Below are 24,576 nucleotides of genomic sequence, written 5' to 3'. Positions count from 1 at the left end.
CATCATGAAGATTTCTAATGTCTTAAAACCAGAAAATATCATATTAGATGTCACCGCTACGACCAAAGCAGAATTAATAGATGAATTGTCGCAAAAGTTAAACGATAACGGCTATTTAAGCGATATTGAGCAATTTAAAAAAGATATCTGGGCACGTGAAGAACAGGTTCCTACAGAAGTGGGATTCGGAATAGCCATTCCACATGCCAAGTCTACTGGAGTACAGTCCCCTGCCATTATTATGGGCAGATCATTAAGCGGTATTGAATATAGTACCGAATCATGTAATTTATTTTTTATGATTGCAGTCGATCAAAGCTCTTCATCAGAGCATTTGCAAACATTATCCAAAATTTCGACCTTTTTGATGGATGAACTATTTAGAGCGAAACTTATCCTTGCTCGAGATCAAGAAGAGATTGTCCGTTTATTTGAACAGGCAGAAGAACAAGATGCGCAGGCGCTTCATAGTCCTAAAAAGTATGCAGGCAAAAAAGTGGTTGGAGTTACAGGCTGTCCTACAGGAATTGCCCATACGTTTATGGCCGCGGAAGCATTGAAAAATGCGGCCAAGGAACTCGGTGTACACATTAAAGTGCAAACCAATGGATCAACAGGTGTTGGAAATCAATTGACTCCTGAAGATATTGCTGAAGCTGATGGTATTATTGTAGCGGCAGATGTTAAAGTCGATATGGATGTTTTTGGCGATCGTTCAGTGATCAAAACCTCTGTCAAAAATGGAGTCCATCATGCACAAGAGTTAATTGAAGATGCGATTGCTGGAAAAGGTGTCGTTTTGAATCAAGGCAACAGTAATCTTAAAGAAGCAAAAGAAAAAACACGCTTAAAGCAGCCTAAAATATACAGCCATATTATGAATGGTGTATCCTTTATGATTCCTTTTGTAGTCGCAGGCGGTATATTGATTGCGCTTTCGTTTATGTTTGGTATTCATGCGGCTGACCCAAATAGCCCGGACTATAATGCTTTCGCCGCTTTTTTAAGTACAGCAGGGGGTAGTGCTGCTTTTGCATTGATGGTTCCTGTATTAGCAGGGTATATTGCATATAGTATTGCTGACCGTCCAGGATTGGCACCTGGTATGATTGGTGGGATGCTGGCAACTATCGGAGGTTCCGGATTTTTGGGAGGTATGCTGGCTGGATTTATCGCCGGTTATACGATCATAGCTCTGAAAAAATTAGTCAAAGGCATTCCTGACTCACTGCAAAGCCTGTCACCTGTGCTGATCTTGCCATTAGTAGGTTCATTTATAACCGCCTTGATTATGTATTTTGTCATCAACAGTCCGATGGCTTGGATCAATGAGTCGTTACAAGGTTGGCTAAATGGTTTAACAGGTTCTAATGCTATTTTATTAGGAGCACTTCTGGCAGGAATGATGGCATCTGATATGGGAGGGCCGATTAACAAAACAGCATCTGCATTTGGACTGGCGATGTTCGCCAATCAAATCTTTGAACCTTCTGCTGCTCTGATGGTTGGAGGTATGGTTCCGCCACTGGGTATTGCATTAGCTACAACATTATTCAAGAATAAATTTTCAATCGAAGAACGTAATGCAGGCAAAGCCGCTTATATTATGGGTGCGTCGTTTATTACAGAAGCCGCGATTCCGTTTGCTGCAAATGATCCCTTGAGAGTTATTCCATCCAATATTGTAGGTGCAGCGATTGGTGGAGGAATGAGCATGGCTCTAGGTATTTCGTTACAAGCTCCTCACGGTGGAATCTTTGTTATTCCCATTGCGGCAAGTAATCCATTACTGTATATTGTCTGTATTTTAGTTGGTTCCATCATTACAGCTTGTATGATTGGATTGTTAAAGAAACCTGTATATCAACCAAAAAGTAATTCAAGCGACCCGTCAGATAAAAAAGCCTTAACAACTATGAAATCTGCATAAATTCTCTAACCAGCTGGTGCTCATGCACTGGCTGTGAGGCAGTTGTTTGTTCTATATAACGGATTGATTCAATATCTACATTAAGTATTTACACAAGGCCAGCCTTTTATAGGGCAGGCCTTCTTTGCATACTTCCCAGGCAGGAGATTGAAATGCCTGAGATTCAACGAGCACTGACACAGCGAAGGGAACGGAACGATTGTGGAAAAGCGAAGCGTTCGCCTTTATCCCCGGATGTATTCCTTGGAAAAAGTAAATCATATAAATCCGGGGATAACAGCGATTGAAACAACGTCCGTTCCCGTAGCGACACTTCAGCGCCAAATTGAATCCCAGATATTTCAATATACAGCCGATATTTTTAACATTGCGTTTACAAAACACTGATTTTAAGATGACATACCGAAACTACAATGAGTAAAGAGTTGATGGTGAACAAACAAATTCACAAAACGCCATCACTACATTGGGGGAGGAAAACAAAACATGTTTAAAAAGTTGCCGTTTATTTTGATGACCTTAACGTTCGTACTGGTACTCGCAGCATGCGGATCGAAAAATGACGCTGGTACAGAGGGTGCCGCAAGCAATGGATCAGGAGAAGCTGCTACTGAGCTTAGCGGTAACATTCTGGCAGTCGGATCGACAGCATTGCTACCTCTGGTAGAACAAGCTGGACAGAAATTTATGGCAGTTGATGAATATAAGAACGTAACGGTTCAAGTTCAAGGTGGCGGTAGTGGTACTGGTTTGACACAAGTATCTGACGGACAAGCTACAATCGGTAACTCTGATGTATTTGCAGAAGAGAAACTGGAAGACGAAGCCAAAGTAAAAGAATTGGTTGATCATCAAGTAGCAGTAGTAGCTATGGCACCAGTTAGCAACAAAGATGCAGGTGTAGAAGATTTGACGAAGCAACAACTGATCGACATCTTCTCCGGTAAAGTAACAAACTGGAAAGACGTTGGCGGCTCGGATAAAGCAATTGTTATTGTAAACCGTCCGAGCAGTTCCGGTACTCGTGCAACTTTTGAGAAGTATGCATTGGGTGCAAAAATGGGTGATATCCAAGGTTCGATTCAAGAAGATTCTTCTGGTAACGTAAAAAAATTGGTATCTGAAACGCCAGGTGCTATTGGTTACCTCGCCTTGTCTTACTTGGATGACAGCTTGCAAGTGTTGAAATACGAAGGTGTAGAAGCAACAGTTGAGAACGTAGAAGCAGGAACTTATCCAGTGTGGGCTTACGAGCACATGTACACGAAAGGTAAGCCAGATGCAGCAACACAAGCATTCCTGGACTACATCTTGAGTGACGAAATTCAACAAAATGACGTGACAGAACTGGGATACATTCCAATGTCAGGTATGAAAGTAAAACGCGATGCAGCAGGTAATGTGGTTGAGTAATCTTTGAACTTGCGCATACAGCGAAAGAGGCGGACTTAGGTCCCGCCTCTTTACGCGGTTTGCTCTAAAATAATCCCATATTTTGCATTAATTCTACTATAGAAGGATGGTTGTTATGGAACAGACCGAAGGGGGAACGGTAATGAATAACAAGTTGAAACCGCGCCGGCCCTTAAAAGAGAAACATTATTGGGAAGAGTGGACGGGACGGATCTATACGTCGATTTGTGTCGTTTTCCTGATCGTTGTCATGTTTTCCATTGTTTATTTTGTAGCGTCTAAGGGGCTATCCACATTTTTCCAAAATGGAATAAGCATCAGCGAATTCCTTGGTGGAAAAACGTGGAATCCGACCGGAGAACCTGCGTTCTACGGGGCATTACCGTTCATCACAGGTTCTTTCATTACAACCTTGCTTGCAGCATTGATCGCAAGTCCGCTTGGCCTGTGTGCAGCGCTCTTCATGACAGAGATTGTTCCGGGTAAAGGCAAAAAGATCTTGCAGCCTGCGATTGAACTCTTGTCCGGAATTCCATCCGTTGTATACGGATTTATCGGTCTGAGCGTCATCGTACCTTTGTTGCGCAGTATCTTTGGTGGAACAGGCGTCGGGATTGCAGCCGGATGTCTTGTTCTCGCGGTAATGATTCTTCCTACGGTGACAAGTATTATGGCAGATGCATTGTCCGCGTTGCCAAAAGGATTGCGTGAATCCTCCTATGCACTGGGTGCCACTCGCTGGCAAACCATCTACCGTGTCATTATTCCAACAACTTTGCCAGCTTTGTTGACAGGTGTCGTTTTGGGTATGGCCCGTGCCTTTGGTGAGGCTCTTGCTGTACAGATGGTTATCGGTAATGCACCGCATGTTCCAACATCCTTGCTCGAATCAGCTTCAACATTAACAAGTGTAATTACACTCAGCATGGGTAACACCACGATGGGTTCTGTTCATAACAATGCACTGTGGAGTATGGCGCTTGTCCTGTTGGTGATGACATTTGTCTTCGTCATTCTGGTTCGCCTGCTTGAAAGGAGAAACCGGGTATGAAAATGAAGGCAAAGACGGTAGATAAAATTGCAACATCCGTTATCGTTGTACTAGCCCTGTTCATTGTTATTCTATTGCTCGGTCTGCTTGGCTTCATCATGTATAGAGGCATTGGGCATATTAGCTGGAACTTCCTGACAAGCGCACCACAGTTGCTTAAGGGTGGCGGCGGGATCGGTCCACAGCTCTTCAACTCCGTATTCTTGCTTGTCCTGACTTTGATTGTTACCATTCCACTCGGATGGGGCGGCGGGATTTACATGGCGGAATACGCCAAACCAGGCAAGATTACCAGCTTCATTCGTCTGGTCGTTGAAGTATTGTCATCATTCCCATCCATCGTTATTGGTTTGTTTGGTCTCTTGCTGCTAGTAAATCAATTTGGTCTTGGTTTCTCCCTAATCTCGGGTGCCTTGGCTCTGGCGATCTTTAACTTGCCACTGATGGTACGGACTACGGAGCAGGCCTTCCGTGCCGTTCCGAAGGAACAGAAAGAAGCAGGTCTGGCGCTTGGACTGTCCAAGTGGAAGATTATCACTTCCATTCTACTGCCTGTGGCATTGCCGAGCTTGATTACGGGTACGATCCTGGCATCGGGCCGGATCTTTGGTGAAGCAGCAGCGCTGATGTTCACCGCAGGTATGAGTAGTCCACCATTGGACTTTACAGATTGGAATCCGACGAGTCCAAGATCACCGCTTAATCCTTTCCGTCCGGCAGAGACACTTGCTGTCCATATCTGGAAAGTGAATAGTGAAGGTATTGGGCCAGATTCCAAAGAAGTGGCAGCAGGGGCATCCGCCGTGCTTGTCATTCTCGTGCTGGCGTTCAATCTAAGTGCACGCTGGATCGGTCGGGTTGTATTCCGCCGCATGACAGCTTCGAAATAAGGAGGAACCAACATGGCCATACCTTTTGGTACGGAACAGTTAAGCATATATTATGGACATTTCCAGGCGGTCAAGCAGATTAGCCTGACGTTTCCTGAAGCAAGCGTAACGGCTCTTATTGGACCGTCTGGTTGCGGTAAATCCACGTTCCTCCGGTCGCTGAACCGAATGAACGACGAGATTGCCGGTTCCCGTACAGAGGGACATATCTGGATGGACGGTAACGACCTGAATGAGCCTGGAACCGATGTAATCAAGCTTCGCCAGAAGATTGGCATGGTGTGGCAGAAGCCAAATCCTTTTCATAAGTCCATCTACAACAATATCGCGTTTGGCCCCCGCTACCGCGGTACGAAGAGTAAGAAGGCACTGGATGAAATTGTGGAAAAAAGCTTGCGCCGTGCTGCGCTCTGGGACGAAGTAAAAGACAGACTGCATGAGTCAGCTCTGTCTCTCTCTGGGGGACAACAGCAGCGCCTGTGTATCGCTCGCGCTTTGTCTGTTGAACCACAGATTCTGCTGCTCGATGAGCCGGCATCTGCACTTGACCCGGTATCTACGGGTAAAGTTGAAGAGTTGATTACCGAGCTCAAGAAGGAGCTACGGATTGTTATTGTTACCCATAACATGCAGCAGGCGGCACGAATCTCGGATTACACAGCTTATTTCTATCTGGGAAGCATGATTGAGCACGGGGATACAGAGCATATTTTCACGAACCCGGACAATCGTCTGACGCAAGAATACATTATGGGTCGTTTTGGTTAATTGGATCATGGAGTGTAACATAGAGCAATAGACAGAGAGATAGAGAAATAATAGAGACAAAAGAAAGCACAGTGCCTGGACGGTTGTTCGGGGGTTGTGCTTTTTTAATTTATAATTTTAGTGGGATTTTCTGTATGCGGGATAAACATTATGCTACGATATTTAGTGTGAAGAGAACGTTTACATGACTTCGAAGGAGATGTTGATAATCACTACGGATCAGATGTCTTACGACCATATGGCAGCTCAGATTATACAGAACTACACTATTGAGAAACCTGTCGTTTCATATATTCGTCATAATGAGAATCTGACGTATCATGTCGTTGATGAAGCAAGTGGGCAGAAGTATCTGCTACGTATCCATCAAGCCGCATATGCAAGTATGACCGGCATTCAGCATACGCTTCCTGCGCTGGAGGCAGAGATGAACCTGCTTCATGAGTTAAACGCAACGACAGCATTGCGCATGCAGCATCCGGTACGGAATGTATCGGGAGACTGGGCCACGGTATGGAAAAGTGAAGCGGGTAAAGAAATCTGCTGTACAGTACTGGAGTGGATTGAGGGAAGGGACATCCAGCAGGGAGAACGCCTGACAACAGAGCAGATCTATGATCTGGGGGCACAACTGCAGATGCTTCATCAATATGGGCGTGAGCAGAATCAGACAGATCGAACAAAGGTGCGGCCGGCATATGGCAATAGCCATGAGAACTTGGTCATGCTAGGGCAGCTAGAGGAAGGTGTCCGACTGGGGATTTTTACAACGGAAGACTTTGATCTGCTTCGTGAGACGTTTGAGAACATTAATGAGCAGTTAGAAACATACCCGCAACACGCAGGGACATGGGGGATCATTCATGGGGATATTACTCGCAACAATCTGCTGATAACGGAGCAGGGAATTTCCATGATTGATTTTTGTCTACACGGTTATGGTTATTATCTTTTTGATGCCGGAGGGGCAGCACTTATGTTCAATCGGGAGGAACGTGACATATTTTTATCCGGTTATACCCAACAGATCGCACCACTGACGGATCGTGATATCCGGTTAATGGAAGGGTTTATGTTGATCTTTACACTGGGTTATTATGCCTTTCAGATGGCGAATGAGTCGAGGCACGAATGGATGAAAGATCGCATGCCGAAGCTATGCAGCAAGTATTGTAGACCCTATGTACAAAATGAGCGTATTTTCTATGAGTTGTGACGACATCTACTTGTTTGTTACATATACATAAAGGATGATCATGACCCGGCGAAGGCTGGCAGAGGAGGCATCCATGTATGGCTGTTTTATCAACAGGCCCCATTGAAAATAATGTTGTTGCGGGAAATGGGCGTCCTACCCAGAGAATTACGATAAGGCTGGATAATAGGAATACAATTAGTATTTATACAGTTCTTGTTCAAGGATATTATTTGGTAGGCGTACGTACATTATATATCGAAGAGTTTTTCAATGTTTTGCCTAATCAGGTAATAACCAAGGATTTTTATGCGGATTTGGACGGGTTTGAATTTGTTTTTACAACGGATGATGCTACTGTGGAGGATGTGCAGATTTCGGTCTGGGGGAAAAACCAGAATGGAGAACTGGTCACCGCTCATCGTCTCGTATCTGAGGAATTACTGGGGGCATACAGCGGTGGTATTTCAGGTGTAACTGGAGCCACCGGTGTTACAGGTGCAACAGGCGTGACAGGAACGACCGGAGATACTGGATCTACAGGTGCAACGGGAATAACTGGAGTGACTGGGGCAACTGGTACGACAGGTGTACCGGGAACGACTGGAGATACTGGAGTAACAGGCGCAACGGGGGTAACAGGGGCGACTGGAGGTACTGGAGATACGGGAGCGATAGGACTGACGGGAACGACCGGAGTCACTGGTGTTACAGGTGCAACGGGAGTAACAGGAACGACAGGAGCCACTGGTGTTACAGGTGCGACAGGGACGACCGGAGTTACTGGAAATACAGGTGCGACAGGTGCGACAGGTGTAACAGGGGTGACCGGAGTCACTGGTGTTACAGGTGCAACAGGCGTAACAGGGACGACTGGAGGTACTGGAGATACGGGAGCGACAGGACTGACGGGAACGACCGGAGTCACTGGTGTTACAGGTGCAACGGGAGTAACAGGGGTGACCGGAGTCACTGGTGTTACAGGTGCAACGGGAGTAACAGGGGTGACCGGAGTCACTGGTGTTACAGGTGCAACGGGAGTAACAGGAACGACAGGAGCCACTGGTGTTACAGGTGCGACAGGGACGACCGGAGTTACTGGAAATACAGGTGCAACAGGTGCGACAGGTGCGACAGGTGTAACAGGGGTGACCGGAGTCACTGGTGTTACAGGTGCAACCGGAGTAACAGGAACGACCGGAGTTACTGGAGATACGGGAGTGACAGGACTGACGGGAACGACCGGAGTCACTGGTGTTACAGGTGCAACAGGCGTAACAGGAACAACAGGAGGTACTGGTGTTACAGGCGCGACAGGCGTAACGGGTGCGACCGGAGTTACAGGTGCAACAGGCGTTACAGGGACGACTGGAGTTACTGGAGATACGGGAGCGACAGGACAGACGGGGACGACGGGAGTCACTGGTGTTACAGGCACGACTGGAGGTACCGGGGTTACAGGTGCAACAGGCGTAACAGGGGCGACTGGAGATACTGGTGTTACAGGTGCAACCGGATTGACGGGAGCAACAGGAGTCACTGGTATAACAGGTGCGACAGGACAGACGGGGACGACCGGAGTCACTGGAGATACGGGAGCGACAGGACAGACGGGGACGACGGGAGTCACTGGTGTTACAGGTGCGACAGGTGTAACCGGAACGACTGGAGATACTGGGGTTACAGGTGCAACAGGCATGACAGGAACGACGGGAGTCACTGGTGTTACAGGTGCGACAAGCGTAACGGGGACGACCGGAGGTACTGGGGTTACAGGTGCGACAGGCGTAACAGGGACGACCGGAGGTACTGGGGTTACAGGTGCGACAGGCGTAACGGGGACGACCGGAGGTACTGGGGTTACAGGTGCGACAGGCGTAACAGGAACGACTGGAGTCACTGGTGTCACAGGTGTCACAGGTGCAACAGGAGTATCGGGAGCGACTGGAGTTACTGGAGATACGGGAGTGACAGGACTGACGGGAACGACAGGGGTCACCGGTGTTACAGGTACAACCGGATTGACAGGAACAACAGGAGGTACTGGTGTTACAGGCGCGACAGGCGTAACGGGTGCGACCGGATTTACTGGAGATACGGGGGTGACAGGACAGACGGGTACGACCGGAGTCACTGGTGTTACAGGCGTAACAGGGGCAACTGGAGGTACCGGGGTTACAGGTGCTACAGGCGTAACGGGAACGACGGGAGTCACTGGAACAACCGGGACGGCCGGAGTAACGGGAGCAACGGGAGCGACCGGAGTCACTGGGGCTACAGGTGCGACAGGCGTGACCGGAACAACCGGGACGGCCGGAGTAACGGGAGCAACGGGAACGACCGGAGTCACTGGAGCAACTGGTGCGACAGGCGTAACAGGGACAACCGGGACGGCCGGAGTAACGGGAGCAACGGGAGCGACCGGAGTCACTGGGGCTACAGGTGCGACAGGCGTGACGGGAACAACCGGTACGGCTGGTGTAACGGGAGCAACGGGAGCGACCGGATTCACTGGGGCTACAGGTGCGACAGGCGTGACGGGAACAACCGGTACGGCTGGTGTAACGGGAGCAACGGGAGCGACCGGATTCACTGGCGCAACAGGAGCTACTGGATCGACAGCAGCTTCTGCCCCTGCGGATTCTTCCTTGTTTGCTGATAGCCAGACCACGGCGTTGGGTCTTTCATTAGTAGCTGAAACGACGATTCAGACACTTAATGTACCTGTAGTGGCAGGTCAACGCGTGAAAATCGATAATAGTACACAAGTAGCAATAGTTGTAGGGTCTAACTGGAGTATTGCGTATAACATTAATCTGAGACGTAACGGAGTGTTAATTAATCAATTGCAACTCTCACGAACCGGTAATGCTTCGGGAACGTTGAGGTTTCTTTCCTCCAACACTTACGTGGATACATCCCCGACTACAACGACTAATGCATACACGATAAGTATCCAATTTACGACAACTAGCAACGTCACGAGTGCCTCAGCGGAAGTGAGAAATCTGAATGCTATTCGTTTCAGTTAAAATAGACATCGAACTTATGATAATTACACGTTACTTTTGTTGACATATATGATGTTGTACATTACTCTATGGGTATACTTGATCAAAAATTTAGAAATATACCAATTCGAATCGAATTAAGATAATACAGCGGATGATAACGAGCGGGAGAGACCTGGATTAGCCGAGCACAATGGCTAGTGCTCAGGCACCGAAGGAGCAAGCTGCTGCGCACCCGGCGCAGTGGTTAATCTCTCAGGTAAATGTACCATCGTTGGACGCAACTCTGGAGAGTGCGCGAACTGCGCCACCCAAGGGGTATATGATCAGTCAGCCCGGTGAACTTGTCTGTAATCGCAGGCAGTGCACCCTTGTCGTGAGACACTGCTGATCGTGAAACTCTCAGGTATCGAGGACAGAGAGAGGGCCTAAGGCCTTCTTCTGTCCTTTTTTGATGTCATCATATCCAAAAAAAGGGACATTGTAGATGAAACTCCTGGATCGAAATGACGAATACATTTTACAAATATGAATCATGATTAATAATGGAGGGTTACAAGTGCGATTTAAAGATGTTTTCTCAATTATTGGTCCATCGATGACGGGGCCTTCAAGTTCACATACAGCTGGAGCGGCAAGGTTAGGGAGAATTGCTCGACAGTGGCTAGGATGTACGCCAGATCGTGCCCGGCTGACGCTGTACGGTTCATTTGCAGATACGTATCAGGGGCACGGAACAGATCTGGCACTGATCGGTGGTCTGCTGGATTATGTCACAGACGATCCGCGTATCCCGGATGCAGAGCAATACGCAGAGGAAGCGGGCATGGAGGTTGAGTTTTATACAAGTGGCCTACCTGCTCCTCATCCAAATACGGTCAAAATTGAGTTGTGGCATGGAGAACGTGCCTGCTCCTTAATCGGTGCATCCATTGGTGGTGGAAGCGTATCGGTGCATTCGATGAATGATTTTCGTGTTCAGATTAGTGGTGAGTTTCCAACACTCGTTCTGCGACATGCAGACAAAGCAGGGGTGCTTGCATCGGTAACGTCCACGATCAGTTCATCCGGGGTTAACATCGGGTACATGCAGGTGGACCGGAAAGCCCGTGATGGCGAAGCGCTTACCGCGATGGAAATGGATGGTGTGCCTAATCCTGATATGCTCAAGCGTCTAAGGGAACTCGATCATGTGCTGGACATTCGTGTCATTGATTTGAAGAGAGGAGTTGATTCGGATGCGGTTTAAACATTTGCACGAACTGAATACGATCTGTACAGCGGAATCCAAAACCATTGCTCAGCTGATGATCGAGGAGCAAGTTCAGGAGACCAATACACCGGAAGCGGATGTTGTGAAGCAGATGTCTGAATATTATCAGGTGATGAAGGAAGCGGTACGCAAAGGGTTAACGGAAGATACAACATCACGCAGTGGATTAACAGGTGGAGACGGCAAAAAAATGGCCGAGTACATTCGCAAGGGTGAGACTTGCTCAGGAGATGCTTCCGCACTTGCCATGGCGTATGCCCTGTGTGTATCTGAAGTGAATGCCTCCATGGGTCGGATCGTGGCTACACCAACAGCCGGTTCCTGCGGCATCATCCCGGGTGTGTTTATCAGTTCACAGGAGCGATTTGGCTGGACGGACGAACATTTGGTGAACGGGTTGTTCTGTGCGGGAGCAATTGGTTATGTTATCGCGAACAATTCATTTATCTCCGGAGCCGAGGGTGGCTGTCAGGCGGAAGTGGGTTCCGCTATCGGCATGGCTGCGGGTGCCATGGTTGAACTGCGTGGAGGTACACCGGAACAGGTCGTTCATGCCGTTGGTTTGGCGTTAAAAAATACACTGGGCCTTATCTGCGATCCGGTCGCAGGCCTTGTTGAAATCCCATGCATCGTCCGTAATGGACTGGGTGCAGTTACGGCGCTGGCTGCGGCTGACATGGCCCTGGCCGGAGTGCGTAGTGCCATTCCGTCAGACGAAGTCATCGATGTCATGCTGGAAGTAGGCAGTGCGATGCCGAGCCGTCACCGGGAGACAGCCCAAGGTGGACTGGCCCAGACACCTACCGGCCGCAAAATGATGCAGAAGTTGGCTAAACCAAAGGCAAAGCGTGCCGAGCCTGAGGCTGAGTCCCCTGCTGAAAATGACGTACAAACTAAGGCATAAATCGGATTGATATGAAAAGCCGGTACAAATCTTCCTGGTGAAGAGATGTATCGGCTTTTTTTGTCTTTTTCCAACGAAGAAAAACAAAAAAACATTGACGATTTATATATCGATTAGATATATTAACAACTGTCATATATCAATACGATATATAAAAGAGCGAAACAAAACTAAAGGAGATGGATAGAATGAAAGGTATTTTCCAGACGAGTCTACTGTTTTTGAAAAACGGAGCCACCATTGTAGGTTTAATTACGGCTGTGCTGTTTCAGGTTTTTTTTAACATCATCTGGCTTAGCGGATACGACCAGGTTAACGAAAGAATGACTCAATTGGCTGTCACCATCGTGAATGAAGATGGGGTAGCGGCTGAACCAGTGGCTAAGTCTTTGGCGGCAGGTCTGAATTTCGAGATCAAACCATCTGAATCGATGCAAGAAGCACGACAGATGTTAACGGATCGGAATGTGTACATGATTATTGAGATTCCATCAGGTTTCATGCAACAGGCAGAAGACTTGTCAAAACCGATGACAGTGAAGTATGTGATGAACGAATCAAACGTGGCTACCGTGAAAAGTGTGATGCAGAACGTAGCCGCACAAGTTACAGCGACGTTGAACCGTGAAGTACAAGAGAATGGCATTCGCGGAGTGCTGAATCAGTCCGGTATGACTGCTGATCAGTCCGATGCGCTGGCGCTTGGGTTGTCTTCACGCGTGGAGGCAGAAGTGGAGCGACTGAATCCTGTTGATAATTTTTCTTTTTCCATGGTACCGATGTTGATTGTAACGGCTACGTTTACTGGAGCGATGTTGCTTGGCATGAATCTGCAGAAAGTATCTGGTGAACTGAGTAACAGGGCAGGGAAATGGGAGCGTTTCTGGGCGCGCAACATCGTTAATGTTGGTGCTGCATTTATTGTCTCGCTCGTTGGGTCGGGGATGATGCACGTTATGGGGGTATCGTCAGCAGCCGGTTGGTTCATGTTATGGCTGTTCCAGTTGCTGGTCACCATATCTTTTATACTCATGGCTCAGTTGAGCTTGTTGTTGCTTGGCAATGCTGGGGCTTGGTTAAACAGTGCGCTGTTGCCTCTGCTGATGCTGTCCTCGGGATCAACGATTCCGCGAGATGTAATGCCTGACTTCTACCAAGGGATCGGTCATTATCCGCCAGCGACTTATGCCGTAGAAGGGATGATGAACCTTGTGCTCGGAGGAAACGGAATTGGCCGGGATGCGATGTTGCTCGCCGTAATCGGTGGTGTAACACTGACTCTGGGTGCGCTTTGCATCTGGATCAGACGCTCCGGCCCGGTACGTTCTGAAGCTCGTAGGGAGGACCAGCCTGCTGCTGTGCCTGTTGCTCTGAAAGCAACCGTTTCGTCATCTGATCATTGAACAAGGGGTACTGATTGTGATACGTTAAGGGGAATGGAAAGGAGCGGTACACCGATGAACACGCAGCATGTCATCCTCGGAATACTGCACAATCAGCCAAGTTCCGGATACGAGATCAAGCAGTACTTTGAACAATATTTTTCATTTTTCTTTGATGCCAGTTTCGGCACCATATATCCTACACTTGCGAAGATGGAAAAGTCAGGATTGCTGACTAAGGAATCGGTGAAGCAGGAAGGGAAACCTGATAAGAACGTGTATTCATTGACCCCTGAAGGAGCAGCGCAATTTCACGCCTATTTAATGAGTCCTTTGGAAGCTGAGGTATTTCGTTCTGATTTTCTGATGCGGTTGTATTTCGGAGAGTTGGCGGATGAAGATACCGTAACGGGTTGGATATCCAGCCAGTTGAAGCGAAAGGAAATGTTATACGCTGAACTTCAGCGCCAGATGGAGGAATTCGGCGAACGTATTTCGCCTGCACAGCGTCTGTGTCTGCAAGTGGGGCTTGTACAATATGAGGCCACCATCCAGTTGCTCAAGGAACAGCTGGTTCGGCCAGAGTAATCCATGGCCATAATGAATAACGTCAAAATCAAATAGGTGCTCCACAGATCAGGAACAGATCTGGGAGCGCCTATTTCGTTTGATATGCCGATGAACTGAACAGACTCCAGTCTTGCATATGAGCAAGTATAGCTTGGTGTTTATATGAGACTAGTGCTCAGTACAGCATATCCATACGCGGGCAATTCAATGGCGAGTACGCCATCTTCCTTGGCCGTACGATGGTTTCCGCCGAATAACTCGGTCCATTCCTCGTCACCGGCCTCCAGCTCGACAATAGCCGTCTCTTCTGATCGATTGAACAGAACCAGAATGCGTTCCTCCTCATTTTGTCGCTCAAATACCAGTTGGCTGCCATCGGGACGAGCCTGCAGGAAACGAACGGTGCCTTCTGCACGCAGGGCAGGATGAGCATGACGTAGGGAGATCAGTTTCTGATAAAAGTCGAACAGCTCTCGGTCCTGCTTCGCTTCATCCCATTCCATGCATTTACGGCAGCCCGGATCATGTTCGCCGTCCATGCCAATCTCGTCTCCGTAATAGATGCACGGAGCACCCATATAACTGAACTGGAATAACGCAGCCAGCTTCATCTTGCGCTGGTCGCCTTCACACAGTGTGAGCAGCCGCGTGGTATCGTGGCTGTCCAGCAAGTTGAACGCCACTTCGCTGGCCTGAAGCGGATAACGGGATAACTGTCGCCCGATGGAGTTTGCGAACTGTTCGGCGTGCATCGTATTTTTCACAAAGAAAGCATTCACGGCATCGGTAAACGGATAGTTCATGGACGCATCGAACTGGTCGCCTTGCAGCCAGGAAGAAGACTCGTTCCATACTTCGCCCAGAATGTAGGCATCCGGATTAGCTGCTTTGACTACACGGCGGAAATCACGCCAGAATGCATCGTCCACTTCGTCTGCCACATCCAGCCGCCATCCGTCCGCACCCACTTCCTTGATCCAGTACTCGGCAACCTCCAGCAGATAGGCCTTAACCTCAGCATTCTCCGTATTCAGCTTTGGCATATGCGCTTCGAATCCGAAGGTCTCATACGTAGGAATGCCGTCCTTCACGTCCAGCGGGTATTCATGTACATGGAACCAGTCCTTGTATTTGGATTGTTCTCCGTTCTTCTGCACATCCACAAACGGCGCAAATGTCTTCCCGGAATGGTTGAACACAGCATCCAGAAGTACGCGAATTCCACGTTCATGGCACAGCTCGACCAGTCGTTTCACGGTATTTGCGTCACCAAAGTGCCGGTCTACCCGCAGGTAGTCTTCGGTATCGTATTTGTGATTGGTGGTGGCTTCAAAGATGGGGGTGAAGTAGATCGCATTAATGCCAAGATCGCTGATGTAATCCAGATGGTCGATCACGCCCTGAAGGTCACCGCCGAAGAAATTGAAAGGTGTCGGCTCACCACCCCACGGCTCTACCTTTTCCGGACTAATATCCGGGTTGCCGTTGGCGAATCGTTCAGGGAAAATCTGATAGAACACCGCATCCTTAACCCACGCAGGGGGTGTGAATACAGCTTGGGCATGAATATAAGGGAACTGGAACATACGACCCGGATCGTCCGGTTCTTTTTCCTGGAAGTCCGTCTCGGTCATCCAGATCTGTTCGTCTCCGTTTTTGAGCAGAAAAGAGTATTTCAGTCGGTGGTAGGGAGGTTTCACCTCACCCTCGTAGTAATCGAACATGGAGTCAGAGGTAAACTTGGTTAAGGGAACCAGCGCTTTGGTTGCATCCCACGCATATTTATCCCCGGTCAGGGCATGTACCTCGGTCATATCATTCTTTTTGGTACGCAGGCGCAGATGGATTGTATCTTGGTCATAGGCATAGGCCCAGTTTCGTTTCGGTTGATGATAAATAGCTTCCAGCAACATAATGATTTCCTCCCGTCAGGTGTAGCACTGATATGTACTTGGTAGACTTGATTAATATGACATTCCCCACGTTAATGGATAAGCTATAATTAGCATGTATGGTAACGTAAAGGACTTCAACATTTGCTCAACAAGACATGAATCCATATGATATAGACAGCTTTTATCATGATGATGCTCAGATATATCATTAACCCATTGGGGGCAGAAAGGAAACGAATATTCGGATGAAAACCAAACTGTTATATATTGAAGATGATACGGAAATTGCGACTTGGGTCAGAGCCGATCTGGAGGAGCGCGGTTATGAGGTGGTATGGCTCGGCAGTGGTGAAGGTGCAGCGGAGGCTGCTGTCGGTTGTTCACTCATTATTCTTGATGTCATGCTGCCTGGGCTGGATGGATTTACGGTGGGCCAGCGACTGAAAAAAGAACATCCCGCCGTGCCCATTGTCATGCTCTCGGCCAGAACGTCCATTGACGATAAGTTGCACGGTCTTGATTTTGCCGATGACTATGTGACCAAACCATTTCACCCCGATGAACTGGCTGCCCGGATTGAAGTACAACTGCGTAAGGCAGGAACAGCGGTCTCATCGGATACAGCCCTGAAGCTGGATCATCTCTCCATCTATGAGAAGGACAACCGGATCGTCAATGAGGAGACGGGAGATGAGATTATTTTATCGGGAAAACAGTTCCACATCTTCGCCTACCTGCTACGACATATGGGCATGATTCGAACCAAAGAGCAGATCTTTGAAGCCGTCTGGAACGAGCCCTATCTGGATGGGGACAAAACTTTAATGGTACATATTCGACATCTACGCGAAAAGCTGGAGCTTGATCCGGCCAATCCAGTAGTTATTCAGACAGTCCGTGGTGTGGGATATCGTGTGAAGAAGCCATGATTCGGTGGTTCAGAGAACGGAAGATCATGAAGGGAGAACGAAGCATGGAGCAAAAGCAATCCGGGCGGCGCAAGCTTCGCTTTGGGCGGTCCTTGATGTCCAGATACATCATTCTGATCTTGGCGGCTGTATTATTTGTGCCCGTTGTGCTTCCGATCATATCCGTTATATATATTGTTGTAGTGAATAACACGGACACGAATATGAACCGTGCCGCTCCTTACGGTGATGTTACTAAGATCAGTAACCTCTGGTCACATGAAGCGAAGAACTTGGATGGTGCTTCGGATGAAGAGATTAAGGCCCGGTTGGAGCAATTACATGACTCGTATCCCAAATCTTCCATGTATCGTGTGAATGTGAGTGGTGAGACCCTCTTTATTCTTGGTGGTGAAGATGTAACGCTTCTGAAATCCACGTCGCCGGATGGCAGGACAGATACGACATTGAGATGGTCACTGGATTCCGGGCAAACGACAGAGACTTATATTCCAGCCTTATGGAATGTAAACAATACGGTGCAATTCATGAAAGTAGCTTCCTTTCGCGATCCACTGACCGTAGTTGCATATATTGGCGGAGCTGAGCAGGACAAAGGACAGGGATTCATGATCATTGAAGTGCCGCGGTCACTTCTGCAAATGAATCAGAGTAACTGGCCGATGGAACTCTTGTATCTTGGTATCGTAATGACCCTTATCTTTCTGATCTTCATCGTTATGTCGATTCTCTTCTTCGCACGCATTCGCAAACGACTTATTCGGTTGCAGACGGCCATGATGACCACAGGCAAGGAAGGCCTCCCGCTTCCGGTAGATATCCGCCGGTCAGACGAGATTGGTCAACTAGAGGAAGCCTTCAATCAGATGGTGCATCAACTGTCCGACAGCCGCCACCGTGAACGCGAGGAAGAACAATTGCGCAAACGTCTCATTGCGGGGCTTTCCCACGATCTGCGTACCCCGCTAACGGTGATTCGTGGACATATGCATGCTTTGCACAAGGAAGAGCTGAGCGAGCAAGGTGACCGTTCATTACATCGCATGGAAGCAAAGATGGAGGACCTCGGCGGGCTCATTGACAACATGTTATCCTACAATTTGCTCACGAGTGGGAAATATACACTGAAGCTGGAAGAGAAAGATATACTGCGGATCGTCAGGGAAACGGCGGCCGCCTGGTACCCAGTCTGGGAGAAGGAGCAATTTGAGATTGATATTGACCTCCCGGAGGAACCGCTGATCTGGCATATGGATGAACAGGGCATGCGTCGTATTCTTGATAATTTGTTCCAAAACGTGATCCGTCATGCCGACAGCGGGAAATATATTGGTATATCAACTCAGGAGATTCAGGGTGAGACGGCCATCGTTATTCAGGATCGGGGTCCGGGAATGCAACCGAATGCCGACACAAAAGGCACAGGTCTGGGTTTGTCCATTGTAGACCTGTTGATCCGTGAGATGGGTCTGCGCAAGAGGGTAGACAGTTCCGATACGGGTGTCCAGACATATATCTACAGTGGTAAGGGGAAACAGGGAAACAACAAACCGCTGAAATAGCTTTTTTAAACTAAACTTAAACTAGAGACTACTTTGGCTTTAACCTTGGAAGGTTACGATAGTTCTGAGGTGATCATACAGTGAGTGAAAATATTATTCAAACGGCTAATCTATGGAAAACATACCGGGACCGTGCAGCGGTCCGTGAACTTGATCTGCATATTAAAAAGGGAGATATCTACGGCTTCCTCGGTCCCAATGGCGCCGGCAAAACAACAACGATTCGCATGCTTCTCGGCTTGATTAAACCAACCAAAGGTGTGATCCGTGTCTTCGACAAGGATATCCGCAAGGATCGCATGGATATTTTGCGCCGTGTGGGTTCCTTGGTCGAATACCCATCCTATTACGGCCATCTGAACGCAGTAGAGAATCTGGAAACTTTGCGCCGCATCATCAATGTACCAAAATCAAGAATTGCTGAAGTGCTGTCCATTGTAGATCTGACCAAGGATGCCAAACGTTCAGTGAAGGGGTATTCCCTTGGGATGAAGCAACGTCTGGGTATTGCCAGCGCTTTGCTGGGTGAACCGGAGCTGCTGATTCTGGACGAACCAACGAATGGGCTTGATCCTGCCGGTATTCAGGAGATTCGGGAACTGATCAAACGCATGCCTCTGGAACATGGCATTACCGTTCTGGTTTCCAGCCACTTGCTGAGTGAAGTCGAACAGATGGCAAGTCGTGTTGGTATTATCCGTGAAGGCAAGATGGTGCTTCAGGATACTATCGCAAGTCTGCATAGTCAGACGGGTAGCTCTATCCGGTTAACGGTTTCCGAGCCGGAAGAGGCTATGAAGCTGGCGAGAGAACAGGGACAATTTGGTCAGCAACAAGGTGCTGCGTTAACGTTCCCTTATATGGATAACAGTTCAGTGGCACTGCTTGTGCGCCGATTAATTGAACAGGATCATGATGTGTATCGTGTAGAGGAACAGCGTCAGTCGCTGGAAGATCTGTTCATGCGGGTCATTGGCGAGGGGGCTTCCATATGACCGGGCGTGCATTATCGTCAGACTGGCTCAAGATTCGGGGGAAAGGGATCTGGTTTCTTGTCTTTCTGGCCCCTCTTGGATTGACAGCAATGCAGGCGCTTAATTTTGGCTTACGGCTAGACTATCTGAAAGAGCAATATGCAGATAACCTGTGGGGCGGATTGCTCGGCAATGTGGTTGTCTTTGTGCCCTTGTCTCTGATGCTGGGAGCAACCATTCTCAGCTCCATGATCGCCAATGTTGAGCATGAACAGGGATCGTGGAAACAGTTGCTCGCGATGCCCATTTCCAGACCAGCCGTGTATTTAGCCAAGTTCCTGCTTGCTTGTATGCTGCTGGTGATCTCCTGCCTGCTGTTAACCGCAGGAATTGTAGGTCTGGGTCTGATCCTCGGATTCCATGCCAGCGAAATACCTTGGACACATGCGATCAAGCTGGGGCTATTGCCTTTGGCTGGTGCACTTCCGGTGTTGTCACTGGAGTTGTGGCTCACGATGGTTAACAAGAATCAGGCGCTTCCCGTCACCCTGGGCATCGTTCTCGCGATAACGGGTATGTTCTCACTCAGTATCTCACCGATCTTTCCGCTCGCATGGGCACAGATGGCCTGGAATGGGCCTAATCCATACCTGTATGCAGGCATGGGGGCAGGTCTAGGGTTATTAATCCTGTTGCTGGGTATGATGCATTTTAGCCGGAAGGATGTGGCCTGATATGAGCTTTGCGACAACGTACTTCCGAATCTTGTCCGCTGAACGATTGAAAATGAGCAAATCGCCCATATGGCTCCTGATTCTGCTGAGTCCACTCATTGCGCTGCTCATCGGACTGTTGTCCACGCCATCGGGCAATTGGCAGGTATTGATGACCACGATGGTTTTCCTGCACGGATTGTTATTGTTACCGATGCTGACTGGCGTGTTTACGTCCTTTGTCTGCCGTTTTGAACATGCAGGTGGAGGGTGGAAGCAGATGCTGGTTTTGCCGCTCACACGTTCAGGTGTATATGCAGGTAAACTGACGATTGTACTCATGCTTCTGGCGGGTACGCAAGCATTGTTGCTGTTGTCCATTCTGCTGGCAGGCATGATTCATGGCATTACGATGCCAGTACCTTGGGGATTCTTGGTAGGCAAACTGCTGCTTGGGTTGCTGGCCTGTGTACCCTTGGCTGCCCTGCAGATGTTCGTTTCATTAGTGTGGAGCAGCTTCGCCGCACCGCTCGCACTGAATTTTGCACTGACCATACCGAATATTCTCATTGTAAACTCGGCGACATATGGGCCGTATTATCCATGGGCACAACCGATGATTCTGATGACACCCGTGGACGGCACAGGTTTCGGAGCCTACAATGTTCCACTGATCACAATGCTGGCGGTTGTTGGAGGCAGTGCTGTTATTTTCATTGGAATCGGCATGATGTATTTTGCAAAAAAAGAAATCTGAATAATCTGTTACACCCTTGGTTATCGTAGATCAAAATCCTCTTTAAGCAAAACATGCAAACTCTATTGTATGTAGGCTTCAGGAGGATTTTTTCTAATGTCTGACCACCCATCATGAATGATTAGCTCGCTAACGAACCTGAGGAGTCTTAATCAAGGATTTGAAGTGATCTCAGCAATCTAAGGAACCTGAGACATGTTATATCCAATGAAACAACCGTTTGCAGCGTATATGACAGGAGATTATGGGGATTAACGTGTCTGATGTTCCTTAAAATATAAAAAAAGCACATGGACGCCAAATAAGATGTCCTGGGTTCTTTAGAAAATCGTTTAGCCATCCGCCAGAATCGGCTGACTTGGACTTGAACTTCAAGCTTGTTAGAGGCTTAATTTGATCTTTGTATAAAATGTCTGCCTTTGCAGGCACCTCCTAAGTAAATCAAAATTCCAAGTATTACCTCACACATCGTGTGAATTGAATCATAGATTGCAAGCAAAATGAGACGAGAATCTGGTAAAATAAAAAAAGCTGTTTCTAGGCAGGCTTACATGGTTATTCGAGGGTAGGCCCATTTTTGTAAGGGGTAATTAATCCCTGCTGTTAGATGAAGATATTGGCTGAGAAAAGAGGGGTAAGCCTTGGATATTAATAAAACGGAAACCCTGAAGCGCATTATTTCTGAGGGAAGTTCTTACCAATCACTGTTTTTTAACCATCCGGATGCCATTTATGTAATGGACATCCATGGAAACTATATTGATGCTAATCCCTCGGTAGAGCGGATATCTGGGTATACACTGGATGACTTGATTCGTATGAATCAGAGTGAGATCTGTCCTCCGGACAGTGAAAATTCACGCAAACAATACATTAAAGAGGTACTGGCTGGACGTTCAGTCAGTAATCCCATTACTTTTTATCATAAAGATGGTTCCCTGAAACAGGCAGAGATAACGTATGTGCCTATAACGGAGGGAAAAGAAGTTGTAGGAATCTATGGCATTGCCAAAGATGTTACCGATATCCTGGAAGTGCAACGTGAGCTTAAGGAGGCACAGGAGAAATATCAGGTGCTGGCTGACCATGCACAAGATCTGATTACAACTTGTGCTACGGATGGCGAGTTGTTATACGTTTCCCCTTCCGTGTACACCTTACTGGGTTATAGGCCGGAGGAAGTCATAGGAAAGTCCTTCAAAGATTATTGTTATTCGGGAGATTATCCGGACCCTATGGATCTTTCCAAGATCGGCAATGGTTGCAAGATGCGTGTGTTGCACAAGAAGGGACATTATATCTGGATGGAGACATTGGCGAAACCTGTGGCTGGAGAGCGTGGCAAGAGTGTCCAGATTGTAAGCATCAGCAGGGATATCACCCAGCATAAGGATGCGGAAAGACGTCTTCGGGAAAGCCGTCAGCGATACAGATCGTTGTTCGAACATAACCCGGCAGCTGTGTATTCATTGAATCTGGAAGGTAAATACAGCGCAGTGAACAGCAAACTGGTGCAAATGTTGGATATTCCGCGTAATAAGCTTATTGGCCAATCTTTTTTATCCAATCTGGATAAATGCGAAGTGCAACATGGCAAACATTATTTTGACATGGTGAAGCAAGGCGAACCGCAATATTATGAGACCCGAGTCGTTAATTCAAGTGGTCGGAAGATTGAAGTATCTGTTACGAATGTGCCCATTATTGTGGATAAGGAAATGGTGGGCGTCTATGGGATCGTGTCCGATATTACCGAGCGCAAGGAATACACGGAACGGATTCAGGAGCTCAGCAAGCAACATGAGCTGATTCTCAACACGGTTACAGAAGGAATATTTGGTTTGGATGCGGATGGAATCACCATGTTTATGAATCCAGCAGCAGCTTCGATGTTCGGTTATGAGGCGAAAGAATTCATTGGCAAAAACTCACATCCCATCATCCATCACACCCGTGCAGACGGAAGTCATTTGCCACAAGAAGAATGCCCGATCCACATGACCGTGTTGGATGGACAGATACGTTCAATCAAGGAAGATGTGTTCTGGCGTAAAGATGGCAGCAGCTTTCTGGTGCAGTATCAGGTGACGCCGATTATTGAACAGGGACAGATTCAGGGCGCGGTGGTTGTATTTAATGATGTGACTGGCGAACGTGAAATTGTACGTGCCAAAGAGACAGCTGAGCTGGCAGCTCAGGCCAAGTCGGAATTTCTGTCGATGGTTAGCCATGAGATCCGGACACCGATGAACGGGATCGTGGGGATGACAGAATTGTTGATCGGTACCGATTTATCGGAAGAACAGCGTGAATATGCCGAGATTATTCGAGACAGCGGTGATGCTCTGCTGAACATCCTTAATGATATTTTGGACTTCAGTAAGCTGGAATCCGGGAAAATGGCACTGGCTTATGAACCATTTGCATTACGCAAGATGCTGGAACAGGTTGCCGAACTGTTTAAACCGCTTGCAGATGAGAAACATCTGGAGATCAGATATCGTCTCAATCCGAGCATCCCTGAGTTCATGGTTGGTGACGCCATACGTATCCGGCAGATTCTGGTGAACTTGGTTGGCAATGCGCTCAAGTTCACAGATCAGGGAAGCATTGAGGTTGCCGTGGATATTATCAAGGGTAGAAAGCCTGAAGACAGTGTTCTTGATTTTGCGGTGCAAGATACGGGAATTGGCATCCCCGCTGACAAGCTGGATCAGTTGTTTCAGTCCTTCTCTCAACTACACCCGGTGATTAACCGGAAGTATGGTGGTACCGGACTGGGACTGGTCATTTCCAAGCGACTCGTGGAGATCATGGGGGGCAGTATCAGTGTCGAGAGCATAGAAGGGGAAGGCTCAACCTTCCGGTTTGCTGTTCCTGCGGCGAGTGTAGATGCTTCAGCAGAACAGACAGCAAGTCAGTTCCATCATGATCGCACACGTCAAAGTGATAAGGTGGCCATGCGTATTCTGGTGGCGGAGGATCATCCGGTGAACCGGAAGATTTTGCGAGAATATCTGGAGAAGCTCGGATACCACGCAGATGTATGTACTAATGGTGTGGAGGCAATTGATGCCATCTCTCAGAATGCTTATGATATTGTCCTGATGGATATTCATATGCCTGTGATGGATGGACTGAAGGCGACAGACCTGTTACACCGCCTAATTCCACAGGATCGCATACCTCCAATCATCGCAGTTACAGGCAATGCCAAACGTGAAGACAAGGAAGCTTGCCTGGAGATGGGTATGCGTGACTTCATTAGCAAACCGGTTATGCTGAGTGAGTTGAAGCGGGTGTTACAGCAATGGGGGCCAAGGGACGAACCTCAGCTTGCACCAAATTGAACAACTACT

Annotated in this window: 18 protein-coding genes and 2 riboswitches; of the genes, 17 read left to right on the top strand and 1 reads right to left on the bottom strand. The window is 48.0% G+C overall.

Annotated features, from left to right (window positions below; genetic code table 11):
• Window positions 1-4: 4 nt before the first annotated feature.
• The 11 genes from MKY28_RS23615 to MKY28_RS23565 all read left to right on the top strand — a co-directional run bounded on the left by MKY28_RS23615 (window position 5) and on the right by MKY28_RS23565 (window position 14,405).
• Window positions 5-1,930: a PTS fructose transporter subunit IIABC gene (locus tag MKY28_RS23615; RefSeq protein ID WP_340019046.1), complete on the top strand. Its 1,926-nt coding sequence runs from the start codon at window positions 5-7 to the stop codon at window positions 1,928-1,930.
• Window positions 1,931-2,416: 486 nt separating this feature from the next.
• On the top strand, window positions 2,417-3,343 hold the full coding sequence (locus MKY28_RS23610; RefSeq protein WP_340937184.1) for a phosphate ABC transporter substrate-binding protein PstS family protein: 927 nt from the start codon (window positions 2,417-2,419) through the stop codon (window positions 3,341-3,343).
• A gap of 115 nt (window positions 3,344-3,458) precedes the next feature.
• The gene (gene pstC / locus MKY28_RS23605) at window positions 3,459-4,394 is read left to right on the top strand and encodes a phosphate ABC transporter permease subunit PstC (RefSeq protein ID WP_017690972.1); all 936 of its coding nucleotides are present in this window, start codon (window positions 3,459-3,461) and stop codon (window positions 4,392-4,394) included.
• Window positions 4,395-4,396: 2 nt separating this feature from the next.
• A complete protein-coding gene (pstA, locus tag MKY28_RS23600; RefSeq protein WP_026081329.1) occupies window positions 4,397-5,284 on the top strand; it encodes a phosphate ABC transporter permease PstA in 888 nt (295 codons plus the stop codon).
• 12 nt (window positions 5,285-5,296) lie between these two features.
• Window positions 5,297-6,052: a phosphate ABC transporter ATP-binding protein PstB gene (pstB, locus tag MKY28_RS23595; protein ID WP_036616781.1), complete on the top strand. Its 756-nt coding sequence runs from the start codon at window positions 5,297-5,299 to the stop codon at window positions 6,050-6,052.
• 184 nt (window positions 6,053-6,236) lie between these two features.
• Complete coding sequence (locus MKY28_RS23590; RefSeq protein ID WP_340937183.1) at window positions 6,237-7,268, top strand: phosphotransferase enzyme family protein; 1,032 nt, start codon at window positions 6,237-6,239, stop codon at window positions 7,266-7,268.
• A 77-nt stretch (window positions 7,269-7,345) separates the two neighbouring features.
• Window positions 7,346-10,279, top strand: a complete 2,934-nt coding sequence (locus MKY28_RS23585) for a hypothetical protein (RefSeq protein WP_340937182.1) — start codon at window positions 7,346-7,348, stop codon at window positions 10,277-10,279.
• Window positions 10,280-10,413: 134 nt separating this feature from the next.
• Window positions 10,414-10,538, top strand: a riboswitch (glycine riboswitch).
• Between the two features lie 4 nt (window positions 10,539-10,542).
• Window positions 10,543-10,679, top strand: a riboswitch (glycine riboswitch).
• 138 nt (window positions 10,680-10,817) lie between these two features.
• Window positions 10,818-11,507: an L-serine ammonia-lyase, iron-sulfur-dependent subunit beta gene (gene sdaAB / locus MKY28_RS23580; RefSeq protein ID WP_074093257.1), complete on the top strand. Its 690-nt coding sequence runs from the start codon at window positions 10,818-10,820 to the stop codon at window positions 11,505-11,507.
• Window positions 11,497-12,435, top strand: coding sequence for an L-serine ammonia-lyase, iron-sulfur-dependent, subunit alpha (sdaAA, locus tag MKY28_RS23575; protein WP_340937181.1), 939 nt, complete (start codon window positions 11,497-11,499; stop codon window positions 12,433-12,435). The genes sdaAB and sdaAA overlap by 11 nt, the downstream gene beginning before the upstream one ends.
• A gap of 188 nt (window positions 12,436-12,623) precedes the next feature.
• Entirely contained in the window at window positions 12,624-13,838 is a 1,215-nt protein-coding gene (locus MKY28_RS23570; protein WP_340937180.1) for a YhgE/Pip domain-containing protein, read from the top strand.
• Window positions 13,839-13,892: 54 nt separating this feature from the next.
• The gene (locus tag MKY28_RS23565; RefSeq protein WP_051449824.1) at window positions 13,893-14,405 is read left to right on the top strand and encodes a helix-turn-helix transcriptional regulator; all 513 of its coding nucleotides are present in this window, start codon (window positions 13,893-13,895) and stop codon (window positions 14,403-14,405) included.
• Window positions 14,406-14,545: 140 nt separating this feature from the next.
• Here MKY28_RS23565 and MKY28_RS23560 read toward each other — a convergent pair whose 3' ends face one another.
• Window positions 14,546-16,300, bottom strand: coding sequence for an alpha-glycosidase (locus MKY28_RS23560; RefSeq protein WP_340937179.1), 1,755 nt, complete (start codon window positions 16,298-16,300; stop codon window positions 14,546-14,548).
• Between the two features lie 227 nt (window positions 16,301-16,527).
• On the opposite strand from MKY28_RS23560, the gene MKY28_RS23555 reads away from it, so the two are divergent.
• From MKY28_RS23555 to MKY28_RS23530, 6 genes are all read left to right on the top strand, one after another.
• The gene (locus MKY28_RS23555) at window positions 16,528-17,211 is read left to right on the top strand and encodes a response regulator transcription factor (RefSeq protein ID WP_340937178.1); all 684 of its coding nucleotides are present in this window, start codon (window positions 16,528-16,530) and stop codon (window positions 17,209-17,211) included.
• A 26-nt stretch (window positions 17,212-17,237) separates the two neighbouring features.
• Window positions 17,238-18,773, top strand: coding sequence for a HAMP domain-containing sensor histidine kinase (locus MKY28_RS23550; protein ID WP_340937177.1), 1,536 nt, complete (start codon window positions 17,238-17,240; stop codon window positions 18,771-18,773).
• Window positions 18,774-18,853: 80 nt separating this feature from the next.
• Window positions 18,854-19,768 (top strand): ABC transporter ATP-binding protein, encoded by a 915-nt coding sequence (locus MKY28_RS23545; RefSeq protein ID WP_047840345.1) that lies wholly within the window; start codon window positions 18,854-18,856, stop codon window positions 19,766-19,768.
• Window positions 19,765-20,481, top strand: coding sequence for an ABC transporter permease (locus tag MKY28_RS23540; protein WP_340937176.1), 717 nt, complete (start codon window positions 19,765-19,767; stop codon window positions 20,479-20,481). Before MKY28_RS23545 ends, MKY28_RS23540 begins: the two co-directional genes overlap by 4 nt.
• Window position 20,482: 1 nt before the next feature.
• Entirely contained in the window at window positions 20,483-21,217 is a 735-nt protein-coding gene (locus MKY28_RS23535; RefSeq protein ID WP_340937175.1) for an ABC transporter permease, read from the top strand.
• 641 nt (window positions 21,218-21,858) lie between these two features.
• On the top strand, window positions 21,859-24,567 hold the full coding sequence (locus tag MKY28_RS23530; protein WP_340937174.1) for a PAS domain S-box protein: 2,709 nt from the start codon (window positions 21,859-21,861) through the stop codon (window positions 24,565-24,567).
• Window positions 24,568-24,576 lie beyond the last annotated feature (9 nt).

Origin of the sequence: Paenibacillus sp. FSL R5-0473 (genome assembly GCF_038004565.1) — a bacterium.
Classification (GTDB): domain Bacteria; phylum Bacillota; class Bacilli; order Paenibacillales; family Paenibacillaceae; genus Paenibacillus; species Paenibacillus amylolyticus.
The sequence above is the reverse complement of the archived record's forward strand: the minus strand, read 5'-3'. Positions and strand labels throughout refer to the sequence as shown.

Coding starts and splice junctions, on each gene's coding strand:
- MKY28_RS23540 (WP_340937176.1), top strand. CDS start 19,765: ATGACCGGGCGTGCATTATCGTCAGACTGGCTCAAGATTCGGGGGAAA.
- pstC (WP_017690972.1), top strand. CDS start 3,459: ATGGAACAGACCGAAGGGGGAACGGTAATGAATAACAAGTTGAAACCG.
- MKY28_RS23550 (WP_340937177.1), top strand. CDS start 17,238: ATGAAGGGAGAACGAAGCATGGAGCAAAAGCAATCCGGGCGGCGCAAG.
- MKY28_RS23535 (WP_340937175.1), top strand. CDS start 20,483: ATGAGCTTTGCGACAACGTACTTCCGAATCTTGTCCGCTGAACGATTG.
- pstA (WP_026081329.1), top strand. CDS start 4,397: ATGAAGGCAAAGACGGTAGATAAAATTGCAACATCCGTTATCGTTGTA.
- MKY28_RS23560 (WP_340937179.1), bottom strand. CDS start 16,300: ATGTTGCTGGAAGCTATTTATCATCAACCGAAACGAAACTGGGCCTAT.
- MKY28_RS23610 (WP_340937184.1), top strand. CDS start 2,417: ATGTTTAAAAAGTTGCCGTTTATTTTGATGACCTTAACGTTCGTACTG.
- MKY28_RS23555 (WP_340937178.1), top strand. CDS start 16,528: ATGAAAACCAAACTGTTATATATTGAAGATGATACGGAAATTGCGACT.
- MKY28_RS23565 (WP_051449824.1), top strand. CDS start 13,893: ATGAACACGCAGCATGTCATCCTCGGAATACTGCACAATCAGCCAAGT.
- MKY28_RS23615 (WP_340019046.1), top strand. CDS start 5: ATGAAGATTTCTAATGTCTTAAAACCAGAAAATATCATATTAGATGTC.
- sdaAA (WP_340937181.1), top strand. CDS start 11,497: ATGCGGTTTAAACATTTGCACGAACTGAATACGATCTGTACAGCGGAA.
- MKY28_RS23585 (WP_340937182.1), top strand. CDS start 7,346: ATGGCTGTTTTATCAACAGGCCCCATTGAAAATAATGTTGTTGCGGGA.
- MKY28_RS23590 (WP_340937183.1), top strand. CDS start 6,237: ATGACTTCGAAGGAGATGTTGATAATCACTACGGATCAGATGTCTTAC.
- MKY28_RS23570 (WP_340937180.1), top strand. CDS start 12,624: ATGAAAGGTATTTTCCAGACGAGTCTACTGTTTTTGAAAAACGGAGCC.
- pstB (WP_036616781.1), top strand. CDS start 5,297: ATGGCCATACCTTTTGGTACGGAACAGTTAAGCATATATTATGGACAT.